This window comes from Cohnella sp. 56 (assembly GCF_037963805.1).
GTDB lineage: Bacteria > Bacillota > Bacilli > Paenibacillales > Paenibacillaceae > Cohnella.
This window is the reverse complement of the sequence record NZ_JAZDQE010000007.1, coordinates 159,606-171,582: the sequence shown is the minus strand read 5'-3', so window position 1 is coordinate 171,582 and position 11,977 is coordinate 159,606. Positions and strand designations below refer to the sequence as shown.

General features: G+C 40.0%; 10 protein-coding genes. 4 read left to right on the top strand and 6 right to left on the bottom strand.

The features are described 5' to 3' along the window. Positions 1 to 307: 307 nt before the first annotated feature. From VQ071_RS14510 to VQ071_RS14490, 5 genes are all read right to left on the bottom strand, one after another. The gene (locus VQ071_RS14510) at positions 308 to 706 is read right to left on the bottom strand and encodes a hypothetical protein (RefSeq protein ID WP_340514761.1); all 399 of its coding nucleotides are present in this window, start codon (positions 704 to 706) and stop codon (positions 308 to 310) included. Next, positions 707 to 1,447, bottom strand: coding sequence for a hypothetical protein (locus VQ071_RS14505; RefSeq protein ID WP_340514760.1), 741 nt, complete (start codon positions 1,445 to 1,447; stop codon positions 707 to 709). A gap of 251 nt (positions 1,448 to 1,698) precedes the next feature. Then, positions 1,699 to 1,959, bottom strand: coding sequence for a hypothetical protein (locus VQ071_RS14500; RefSeq protein ID WP_340514759.1), 261 nt, complete (start codon positions 1,957 to 1,959; stop codon positions 1,699 to 1,701). A gap of 1,282 nt (positions 1,960 to 3,241) precedes the next feature. After that, positions 3,242 to 3,883 carry a hypothetical protein gene (locus VQ071_RS14495; protein WP_340514758.1) on the bottom strand — a complete coding sequence of 214 codons (642 nt, stop codon included), beginning with the start codon at positions 3,881 to 3,883 and terminating at the stop codon, positions 3,242 to 3,244. 213 nt (positions 3,884 to 4,096) lie between these two features. Next, the gene (locus VQ071_RS14490; RefSeq protein ID WP_340514756.1) at positions 4,097 to 4,357 is read right to left on the bottom strand and encodes a hypothetical protein; all 261 of its coding nucleotides are present in this window, start codon (positions 4,355 to 4,357) and stop codon (positions 4,097 to 4,099) included. A gap of 336 nt (positions 4,358 to 4,693) precedes the next feature. Between VQ071_RS14490 and VQ071_RS14485 the strand changes: the two genes are divergently transcribed. From VQ071_RS14485 to VQ071_RS14475, 3 genes are all read left to right on the top strand, one after another. After that, the gene (locus tag VQ071_RS14485) at positions 4,694 to 5,518 is read left to right on the top strand and encodes a copper amine oxidase N-terminal domain-containing protein (protein ID WP_340514754.1); all 825 of its coding nucleotides are present in this window, start codon (positions 4,694 to 4,696) and stop codon (positions 5,516 to 5,518) included. 144 nt (positions 5,519 to 5,662) lie between these two features. Then, positions 5,663 to 6,253 (top strand): restriction endonuclease, encoded by a 591-nt coding sequence (locus VQ071_RS14480; protein ID WP_340514753.1) that lies wholly within the window; start codon positions 5,663 to 5,665, stop codon positions 6,251 to 6,253. Positions 6,254 to 7,791: 1,538 nt separating this feature from the next. Then, positions 7,792 to 8,094 (top strand): hypothetical protein, encoded by a 303-nt coding sequence (locus VQ071_RS14475; protein WP_340514752.1) that lies wholly within the window; start codon positions 7,792 to 7,794, stop codon positions 8,092 to 8,094. An 87-nt stretch (positions 8,095 to 8,181) separates the two neighbouring features. Here the strand turns inward: VQ071_RS14475 and VQ071_RS14470 are convergent, their stop codons facing one another. Continuing rightward, positions 8,182 to 9,885, bottom strand: coding sequence for an RNA-directed DNA polymerase (locus tag VQ071_RS14470; protein WP_340514750.1), 1,704 nt, complete (start codon positions 9,883 to 9,885; stop codon positions 8,182 to 8,184). Between the two features lie 228 nt (positions 9,886 to 10,113). On the opposite strand from VQ071_RS14470, the gene VQ071_RS14465 reads away from it, so the two are divergent. Then, entirely contained in the window at positions 10,114 to 11,721 is a 1,608-nt protein-coding gene (locus VQ071_RS14465; RefSeq protein ID WP_340514749.1) for an ORC-CDC6 family AAA ATPase, read from the top strand. Positions 11,722 to 11,977: the final 256 nt, after the last annotated feature.

Genomic DNA, 11,977 nt, shown 5'->3' with positions numbered 1-11,977 from the left:
ATAAGTGACATTGAAAGATTTGGGTTGCGGGAAAACTCGGAAAGAGGAATTTATGGTTTATTATGTTATAATAGGGAATGGGAAATTGTATTGCATTGAATTAATAGAACTAGATAAATTTTTACGATCGTGGGAAATGATTATCCGGCACAGCAAAGATTCGATTATGATGAATCTATTCAAGACTACAGGGTCTGTTCAAGACACCAAAGAATATTTGATCACAGTCCCCCACATGCTCCACCAAGCCAAAACAAGCCACCACAAGGGAGAACGTCCATCACAGGCGTTCTCCTATAGGTTCCCGCTAGTTCTCCTCATTTTCCCTATTCATTTGTTCAGCCAATCTGTTTTTAATTACCTCAAACTCTGGCGTTTTCATAATTGATTCCAACTGCGTCTCATGTATCTTTATATCGGTCGTGACTTCTGATCGCTCGGTAGGCTCCCCATACATAAGAAGCCCAAGCTTGACCATTTTCTCGAAGTCAGTCACCGTATTCACTTGTGTTCCCCCCAACTGGAGATGCCGTATAAACTGATCGACGCCAACGGTGACGGCTTCCTTAATCGATTTTTTGAAAGCCGCTCCGTCATCACTATGGCTCAGCCGTTTCTGTATTCGCTGTACCGTCTGACTCACATAAATTTGTTCCATGTGATCGTCACCACCGTTTGTTGAAATTGTGTTGCTTGGCTTGCTCAATCAATTAATGGCCTCCATCTGCCGGTACGCTTCACCCAAGCCAATCGATTCATAGTAAGCCCGCGTCACATCCTCCATACGCTGAATCACAGCATCATGCTGCTCCACGGAGATGAACTCAAGGATAGCCGCTGTGATGGCCTGTTCGCGCCCTGTTTCTCTGATCTTGATTTCTTCCAGCCCATAATGTGTATAACCGCCAGTTGATCCATTAGACAGCTTGTGTTTCATTTCAATGGCCTTTATGGCAGTGATCGGACTGATCACGTCCATTTTGCTCAACGTGTCGAAGCCCTTTTGAATTAACTCGTCCAGTAGCTCCATGTCATGCCGGATACGCTTTGTATTCTCTTGGTCTGCCAACTCCTTTTCCAGCGTGGCCTTAACCTTGGCACGATCTTCACGGCGGTTCTCTTTATACTGGGTGTTGCCCTTTTCTCTTGCCTTATTCCGCGCAGCATCTTCCAGCGCTTTCTTGAGCGGGTCGTCCTTCGCGTGTAGAAGTTCCAGCGTAAGCCCGTTTACAATCGCTTCCCTGCGTTGCTTCTTGTAAGAGTACATAGTAGGAAGGCTGATCGGAAAGCCGTTATCATTACACCATGTCACCAGTTCCTTCACAGGTGTACCGTCATCAATCATCTTGTCGAGATATGGCCTGTTATTCCATTTCACCAGCGCGGCGACTTTACCGGGCATGAATTTGTTCTTTCCACCTTGAGGTTGCTCTTGTCTTTTGCTCATCAATCTCACCTCATATCGTTAAGCTGTATAAATGTAATATAACGATTTGGGTGCTAATTAAAGGTTTTTGAAGTTTAACAGCCAGCGCGTCATACTCGCAGTGCGGGGGATGGGTTGCTTTCTATGTGCTGTTCCCATAAAAATAGCTGCCCACCCCATAATCGTTAAGGTGAGCAGCTATGAAAGTGTTTTTCATAAACTTAGATGGCGATTCCGACTACTTGCTGCTTCTGCGCTTATTTCTGGAAGGATCACGTGAGCAATTTAATTTTACGTGAAAGGTTCATCTTCTCCAGCCGTAGCTCCAAGAGTTCCGCTTGTAGCCGCAGATCGATTGTGTGAACCGCTATAAGTATTTCCTTCACAGTTGTGGAGTCGGGTTCCTGTTCGCTCTTGTAGACCATATCGAATAGGGCGTGTTCTGCGAGCTCACAGACTTCCAGTTTCAGGATAAATCGATCTTCCTCTTCAACAAGCTGAGTATATCTATCGTACACTTCACTTAAAAGCATATTCGTCCTCCTTTCAAGCATGAATATAATGTAAACGCTCCCAATAACTCAGATGGCAATATTTATTCTCTCCAGCTTCCGCACAAGGACCCGCTCCGAGGAATATCGGAGGCAGACGAATCGAACAGCTCGGCAGAAAGTTTTGTTTTACTCGGATCGCCCCATCTATCGGACGCTTCGCGTCCATAATGGGGGTGGGCTGAGCCTTTAAGGAGGATGATGGGCGACGATTAAGGCCAGAAGTCCTAGCAGGAGAGAAGAGCATTAAATCGTCCATAACCATTCGAAAGTTACAACATTAATCGTAATTATTTATAACTACGTATGAACACAACCACCTCTTGAAGCCGGAAGTTATTATTGGGGTACTTTCTTCAAACGTTAACTCAACTAACATTATTTTCAGTAAAAAATGTGGTTGACCACAACGTTACATTGATACCGTTTGAAATGACCGAGCCGTATATTCTTACATATAATTTAGTTTTTAATGTTGGCTCAACTAAACGCGCTCTTCTGTGGGTTAGAGAAGAAGAGGAATACTGACGGAGCAGTCAGAAACCCGAAGAGGAACTCATAAGGACATTGCCCACCGTAGAGGCCTATCTGTTGGACAAGATCGTCCGATTTGGGCCGGGAAAGGGCGGATCGACGGGAATAGCTGTTGCCGGAGTAAGGAGAGATAGAGAGTCAATTAGAAGGCTTGTAACCATAAAAGTAAATAGGAGCAGCTGGGGCATTTCATGACACCCCTAGCACTTAGCTTTATGTGTTGAAGGAAAGTAGTGGACAACCATGATAAGTCCATTAGGCAACTGTGGATCGTAAAGGCGTGTGGATGCATGCAAGCTCACAGTTCGTATTTATTAACTAAATGATTTATCGCGCGTCAAGTGGATCAATTCAAAAAAGGTTACTACTTTAGCGAACTACATTTCTATTACAACGGGTTACTTTCTTTACACTGATCTTTATTTGAAATACATTAATTACTTTGGTGAAACCCCGCCACCTTTATAGATCTTATGCCCTTTCGGATTATATTGACCACAGAGTTCATAATCAAATACCCTAATATAATGTTTTGAGCAAACCTTTCCTTGATGATTTAGATAAAAACAATTTTTACACTTCTTACTTTTAAAAGTGGACTCCACAATTCCAAAACGCTCTTTATAAATATCCCGTTGTATTTTACTCAATCTGCTATTGTTAGACACTTAAAATCCTCTCCACTATTGCAGAATAAACAGTTACGGTGGTACAGCATTGGAAGTCTTTATTACAAATAATCTGCAAGAAATCTAATTACTCCGTTTTTCATATCAATTACGTCCTGTTCTTTGTAAGACCCCCAGTTCCCATGCGCTGCGTTATTCCTAATATCAGCCCAAGCTGTAATCATTTTTTGCATCCCTACATTATAATATCCAGCTTTGCTTAACTCGGCGTTCATACGGTCGAGTTTTCCAACTTGAACGTTTTTCTTATTACAAAGTTCCTTCAATGAGGTCTCCAAAACTATACCGATAACAACAGCTGCAACGTCTTTATAACCTGCACTTAAAAGCTGATCTGCCTGCTCAATGACACTATCGAGGACTTCTATACTTACTAATGATCTCATGTTAAATACGTATCCGCCCTCATAGTCTTCCTTAGCAGATTTATAAATCCCATAACAAATATCAAAATCGTCTCCGTTCTTCGCAATATCATATTTTGTTTTGAAATTTTGATACTGTATACTCAACTCGCCAAATATGTTATACAAAATATTCATTACGGAGTTTGACCACTCATGAAATACCGACTGGTCAATAAATCTGTATCCAAACTCACTAGTTCTAATAGATGATCTGACGATTTTTGATTTATCCTCAAGCTCTTGGAAACGCTTGAGAATAATAGTATCCATTTTCATAAGAAACCTCCAGGAAAGATGGCGATGATTCAATATTTTACATGCTTGAGTACCTTTTAGACAGCCCTGCATGGATAGTTTAATTTAATTTCTAAAATTCAAGTCCCACTGTGTCCAAAGTAAAAACAAAAGCCCTCCAACGGTAACCGTTGGGGGCCGCACTGTTTTAACCCGCTTGGACCCTTTGTAACTGGTTGCTGTTTGTTGTCAACCCTATCTGCCTCTTGCCGCTTCTGCTAAATGTCTTTTTGCCTCAGTTAGATCTACGTGAATATCTTGAATAAAGACATCTATTTCTTCCTTAGTTGTCTCATTAAAAAGGCGTTCTCCACCAAGTGAGTGTAGCTCACCAATAAGTATGTCTCCTAAAGATGGTGGCTCACCTAATGCTTCAATAACAGTAAAGTCATCATCTTCGGTCTGCACAGCAAAAAAACCTAATCGTCTATACTCAAGATACACAATACCCTTCACAGATCATGCTCCCTTCATGGGTAATGGATTGCTTGATTTAAGCATACTCATATTTAAATTGGCCAGCAAATGAGATAAACAACCACTACAATACGCTGGCAGAGAAACGGTAGGCTTTTGGCATAAAATGTGAGAATTTTGGCTGCCTATACAGGGGGCCGTGAATTGGATCTTTGCGGACTTGTAGCCACCAAATGATTTCTCACGGCTATACATAATGTATAAGCGAAGCCGCTTATTAACTGTCTTTAGTGCAGTAAACTGCTAAAGCGGGCTATGGGCTTTTGTGCTATACTGACCTCAAGGGCACCCAAACCTTAAGAGGAGATGGGAATTATGGCATTCATGAAAAAAATGTATTGGATGAACGTAAAGTGCAGTGGCACCTTTGCTATCCCCCTGCTAGAAGGCCTGCATAAAATGGTTATTTTTTCCTACAAATTACACCCACTGAATTTAAAATATGGTATATTTGGTTCAGTCCTGTGCATGCCAACAATAGGAGGAACAAATGTGAAGAAGGTTTTAGTATTCGTTCTTTTGTTAATTATGGTCGTACCGTCAGTAGCTTTAGCACATTCCGGCCGTACAGATTCAAGCGGGGGACACAATTGCTCCGCTAAGTCAAAGGCAAAAGGCTTGTGTAGTGGTTACCATTATCATAATGGTGGAGGATCATCCTCGTCCTCTTCCGGTTCTTCATCATCCAGCTCATCTAGCAGTCATTCGTCTAACGGCACGTCCTCAAGCGCCAAGATTGGAGCGAAGAGCACCTCATCCAAATCAAAGTCTTCTACAGTTCAATATAAGAGCGCAAGCACTTCCATTTACTTAAATAATGAGCGGTTAGCCTTTAATAATGCTCCCATTGTAATCAACGATACAACTTTGGTTCCTCTGAAGGCTGTGGCAGATGCCGTAGGTGCATCTGTACAATATGACGCCAAGACCAAGGTTATACAGTTGAAAAAGTCGGATAAGTCAGTTGTGCTTGTGATCAACAGTAAGACCATGAAGGTAAATAATGTCGCTTCTACGTTAAACGTAGCGCCGGTTATCTATAAGGGTACTACCTATGTTCCTATCAAAGTTTACTCCTTAGGTCTTGGCATTTCAATTTCCTATGACTCGTCCTTGGATCGTATCAATATCGCGTCATAATCGATAATCTGTAGCTCCTTATTCTAAAAATCAATCCCGGCGGCCATAGTGCCGCCATTTGTCTTCTTCGTCATCTCTGTAAGAAGGGTAGACGAACAGGTTAATCCCAGTCATTATCGCAAAAAGGAAAGGCGGCAAAGTCCTGTGAAAGAGTATGCATGGTTTGCTTGGCTTATTGTCATCCCGATTGCTATGGGGATCATCTCAGGACTGTTACAGCCTGCTAAGAAGAAGAGGAACCGCAATCGGCGGAAGCGTCCTACTAAGACGATGAGTAAGAAGACTTCAACGCTGCCCTCGCGTACGTCGAAGTCTTGCCGTTCGGATGAGGTCATTCTTACGTTAGCACTTGATCAATTAAACGGTGTAGAGTTTGAACGTCTGCTGGCACTGTATTTCAGAGGTCAAGGCTACCAAGTTCATGAGGTGGGCGTCGGCGGCAATGACGGAGGCGTTGACCTTGTAGTTGTGGACAAGCGAGGAGAACGGACGTCTGTTCAGGCCAAGTGCTACGCAGACCATAACTTTGTGCCAGTTCAGACGGTTCGGGAATTGGTCGCGGCGAAGCGCAACCACAACTGTATTCTATCGCTTCTGATCACAACATCAGACCTGACCAAGCCCGCCAAAGCAGAAGCAGAGAAGTTCAAGGTGGATTATTGGCACGGAGGCATAATCGAGCAAAAGCTTAGAGCTTGGGGGAAATGGCAGCCAATAAAGTCACGGCGAGCATAAACGAGATGAAGCATGGCGGCCTCAGGGCCGCCATTTGTTTTCGCCGATAGACCCGTTAAGGGGAACCGTATCATAAGTGACGCAAATTTTTTAGTAATAATCAATAGCTGATTTTATTCCATACATACTCTTCGTCTTTGAAAAGTGATATGTAATGCGAATTTGTTAAACGATCTCACAAAAGAATGACAAACGAGAAAGAATTACCTCTTGCAAGTTCACATCGTTAAATTAGAGTTTCTTATTTACGAGGTCTGTTGATATATTAATTATTTTTTCAATTTAAAGATAGGAAAATGTCGTACATTGTAGAACGCTTCCATATTTTAGGATGGTGGCATGCCTGCATTCAATTGCAGATTCTACCTGGCTTCGGCCCCGCTTGTGGCGGTCGGGCATCCCACTCCATATACCTACAATGTGTTGAAGTCCGAAATCGGCATCTATGGGAGCCTGTACACCGGGAATTTAATTCGTTCGCTCGGAGTCCATTACGAGGATTACGTGAATGCAACAACAGGTGCTGTGATGTGGAGAATCCACAATAGCTACTCGGGCGGCCCGATCGGAAGAATTCAACTTCATCAGGAGAAGCATCGCTCTCAAGCCGTGGCGGGGAATATAGGGGAGGTTGTCGTCATGCCCGCCTGGGCACACGCACCAGGGAATCCACATACACCTTTTCAAAGAATCAAGGCCCATCAGCTTTGATGTCCGGATTTCCGTTTTTCTTGCGACTGGGCAAGCATTCGAAGCAGATGGAGTATTCGGGGGAGGTTGCCAGCCACGCTCCCCTTAGATATGCCCCTTGAGGTAAAGTCACATTTGGGAACAGATCAATGGTATTTAATTAGAAGATTTAGATCAATTGATGAAGTATTGGGCGGAATGCGCAAGGTGCGGCTTATCGGATCGGGCGGGATTCGGTGTCATTGCTCGCGTTGATTTGGATGCGGAAAGGAAACCCGGTATGGATATCCATGATATACGTTATTTCTTGTTTATTCCGCGGAGCAGCTTTAACCTTACGAAACTGGGGCAGACCGTAGCGCGGGCGAAGACGGATCGATTTAAGAAAAAGTATCCAAAGAAACGAGATTACCAAAACGCCGTCTACCGCCTAATAGGGGAATATTTCCAATGATAGAAGGCTTATTCAGAACGTTTCAACGGATGGATTTCTCCTGTGGGTGTTTGATTTGGATAAGCCCATCGGTTCTGCTGAAGGATACGAAATCCCTTGTTTATGAGAGCAAAGATCCCTATTTGCACGGCATGCTGGAATATTATGAAGAACGGCTGGCAGTACATCGGAACCAAGAACAAGTAAACATGGAATCGAAAGACTCAAGACGAATCCAGAAGAAAGGGAAACCAAGGAAGTAAATAGGGGGTTCCCCACTCTACCGCAGCGTGATCCCGACAGCAAGACGGATGGGGCGTTTTGGGTACGGAGCAACGAGTGGATCTCTATTCTCATGATTCCTGTTAGCAAGTATGAAGTAGAAATTAGGATCGCTGTCACGGAGAATGTTCCGATGGCTGTAGAGCCTCTATTCCCAGAGGAAATCAACGCTTCTGTTCGTATCCCCGAAGGAGAAGAGCCAATTTGGGTGAGGGCGTTCAGGGTGGAGAATAGTGATTCGAGGGCGACGTATGAAATTATATTTTGCTCTACATTTCCGATGTTTGGGGGCATAACGTTTACGAAAGTTGGGGCAGCGGAGGGGAAGCTTTATTCGAACTATCTTCAATTGGGAGAGCAGAATGAATTGGAGCCGTTTTTCTCAATCAGTGCCGTCCTGTTGGATATTGCCAAGGATATTTATCCTGCGGGATAAAGCCGCTATTATAAGTAATCGTTCAGCAAGCCCTACTTATTTTTCGGCGATAGCATCGTTACGGTGAAAAATAAGTAGGACGAATCTCTACAATGGATCAATAAAGAAAGAGACATTATTATCAAATAATGTATTAAAAAATGTAGAAATATCAGCTTTGCTATTTTGATTCTGTGTAGCCAATATAATTGGAGAGTTTAAGGATGAAAGATTTTGCGGATTAAAAAATTTTGACCTTTCAATCCCGGTACCATATTTATGATATATGAAATTCTTATACTCTTTTAAAAACTTTTTGTTTTCATTTAATTTAAGGAAGAAATGATATTTTAATAACCAATACTCTTCTTCCCATGAAAATGAATTTTTCAGTTTACATTCTATTGATTCAAATAAAGTATTATTAATATTATTTTCATCTCTAACTAACAGCTCGAGAGCTAGAATTGCACTTAAGTCATCCATACTGGTAATTATATTTACTAACTGTTCATTGGTGCAAACATTGTTTACACCAATGAACAAAAAGATGCTTAACAATGAGTAGAGCTCCTGATGATAAGATAATTCTAAATATCTATTAATATTATTTTGTATTTGTGTTTTCATTTCAATAATACTTGGTCTAAGAGTGTAATCAATTACTTTCTCATCTAAAACATTTATAAACTCCATGAAATATACTGACAAGTGTGGTGTCATTAGAACCATATTAAATAGTTGCTTATAAATATGTCGAGTTAAGGACTGCTGGGAAATACGAGCATCTACTATATTTGATTTTAATGATTTAAACATTAGCTTTAATGCGCCTTTATAGCCCTCTCTTTCTTTATATATAGAACTGTCAATAAAATTGTAGATACGTTTCGTCTGTCTTTTTTCGTCTGCAACATTGAGAAAATAGTCAAAAAAGAAAGCTGAATTATTGTCGCCTTGAAATGGGAAGGAATCTATGTGATTTTTCTCAACTTTTAACTTCAAATTCAACTTACTTAACTCTGTACTTAATTCTTTGTAAAAATTACCCTTTTCACTCTCGTCGTTATATGAAAACTCAAAATCATCAACATATCTAACATAAGAAAAACTGCACATTATCTCATCTAACTTACACATATATAACTCCGCGATTAAACGAGAAGCAAAGCTACCTGTAGGTATTCCATGGGTTTCTCCTCTTTGACATCTTTGAATTAATGAGTCTAATTCATTATAGTACTTACTTTTATCGGTTTTATTATTTTTTGCTTCATTTTTTCCAACTAAGATCCAAGGGATAGAATGGGTATATATACTTGGATAAAAGTTCTGTATATCTGTTTTCATAATATGCTTTTTACCCAATCTATTTTCTTCTCGTCTCTGTTTGCCTTTATGAAATGGAGCATGAAATTGTTTTGAAAGAGACTGGTGACTATCAGAAATTATTTTAAGATAAATGCTTTTATTTTGCTCTAAGTGTCTACATAGTGATATATACGAGTAAATGTTTGGAAGTTTGTAAGTCCTTCTTTCAGCTTCATTTTTATAGATTGAAAGCTCAATTGGGGCAGTGTCGACATAAGTTCTAAAGTTTACTTTATCAATAATCTTATAGTAAGCAGAGGAAAGTTCGTCAGTATTAAATATCTCTTTATATACATATTTTGAAATAATGTAATCCTCTTCATATTGTTCGGAGTATTTAAAATCAAAATAGCCATATCTCAGCAGATAATTCATTGAAAAATACATGTCATGTTCAATTATATATGATTGCTCTAGGAAGTTAAAATATATGATATTCATCTATCCCTTCCTGTGTATAAAATAAGTTTTTCCCTCTTTCCTATTATATAGGGAAAATTATCTAGGACAAAGGGTTCAAGGAAAATTAACCGTTAGAGTGTTACGCTAACCCGTACCATAAGTAGGGCGAAATTGAGCAGTTGCTGTATAATTTGGTTGAATTATTAAAATTGTTAACTTATAGTTCATAATATAGAACACTGTGATTAGGTCATGGAGGCTTATATTATGAGTATAGTTAGAATTAATTCGGAATTTTTCAACAACGATGCTCAAACAAACTTTAATTCACGCACTCATGCAAATCCAGGCTTAGATGTCCATGTAGTTGCGACATCTGCTACTAATATACTTCTTGAGGGTATTCGTGGGACGGGAAAGACTCATATTCTTAAAATGATTCGGGAAGAGAGTCTACGAACGTTCAAGCGGAATAGAATACTGCCGATTTACATTTCTTTAGCTAAGATTTCAGAATACGAATCACTTGATGATGAGATTTTTAGAGTGCATTTATATACCAATATCGTACAAGCCGCCTTTAGTACTATTATTGAAAACTCTAGTTATATTGAGGATTCTGATAGTCCTCTAAGTCTTAAAATCCTTAGAAGTGAAGCTCCGATATTTGAACTTTTTAAAGAACAGTCAATTTCAGAGGTTCTAGAGGAAGTCGAAAAGCTATTTACACGTTTAAATAGTGAATTGCTTACTAGTAATCTCAAGATTTCTGGCGAACAATCTAACGGAGTTAAGGGTGAATTAGGTTTTAAGGGTATATCCCTTAGTGGAGAAATGACAACCAAAGAACAAATTGAATATGTATTGGGTAGATTGTCCCATTACAATGCATCAAGGTACATTGTGGAGTTTTTCAAAGGATTGCACAATATTCTCGAGTTAAATTATAGTTTGATATTAATTGATGAGATATCAGGAGTTTCTGATAAGGCTCAGTTAGAGGTGTTTAGACTGTTGAGGCTAATTAGAGCCTCAACAGAGACGGCTGAGGGTACAAATTTCCTGTATTTTATTGGTAGTGTTTATCCTCCGCAAAAGACTAACTATCCATCGAAGACAAAGGGTGATGAGCTGGAATTTATTCCAGGTGAAGATTGTAGTATGGAATATCTAGAAATGGATGTTCTCGGAGAAGAATACGAAGCATTTTTCAAATACATTACTGAGCGAAGATTACTAACCCTGCATCCGGAGTCCGAAGGTAATATTTTGTGGTTATTTGAAGACGAAAAGACATTTTTATTAGCAGCATTTGCTGCTAATGGGTTGCCCAGGAGATATTTTGAAATAATAAAAGCAGCGTACGTTAGTGCAGCAAAAAAGTTTACAACGCAAAAAGAAGTTCAAAGAATTGATTATTCATCTATTAGCTCAGCAATTCAAACTATTATTGATAGTCAAACTTTAAATGAAAATCAGCTAACAGAGAGTGATCTTTATTTTCTCGATAAAATCATTATTCCGAAATTATCTGCAAGAAATACAGGAGCGGAAACACGAAACGAGAACCGAGAAGAAGATAGACGCCTGCCTGTTCATTTATTTCTAAGCGTCTCAAGATCGGACAGAAAAAAGTTAGGCACACTTATTTATAGAGGAGTTATTCATAATTTAAGTAGAACTAGAAAATCAAAAAGTATATTGAGTGAGGATCAAGAACAACGGGGAATCATGATGATGCTTGATCTAGCAGTTGCAATTAACTATCGCGTTTTTAATATTCAAAAGGCAGTGGAATATTTTCAAAACGATCTTCGTGAGAATGCGCGAAAAGGCTACCCATATTTCTCAGACATCTCACTTCCTGACAATTAAAAAAGATATAAAAAGGTTGTCCACTATGCTTTTAGACAGCCTTTTTAATTTTTGCCCTACTTATGATACGTTGAACCGTACCACAAGTAACGGCGAAAAATCCGGGTGTTGAGGATATGCGGGAGTGTAAAACGAAAGTGAGATATGAAGAGTTTGAGCTCCTATAGCCTTCGACTTTAGGGTTTGCTTTTGGGAAAAATCGATTAATGTTCACCATTTCCCCAAGGATATCAGATGTTCGAATGAGATCGGTCGG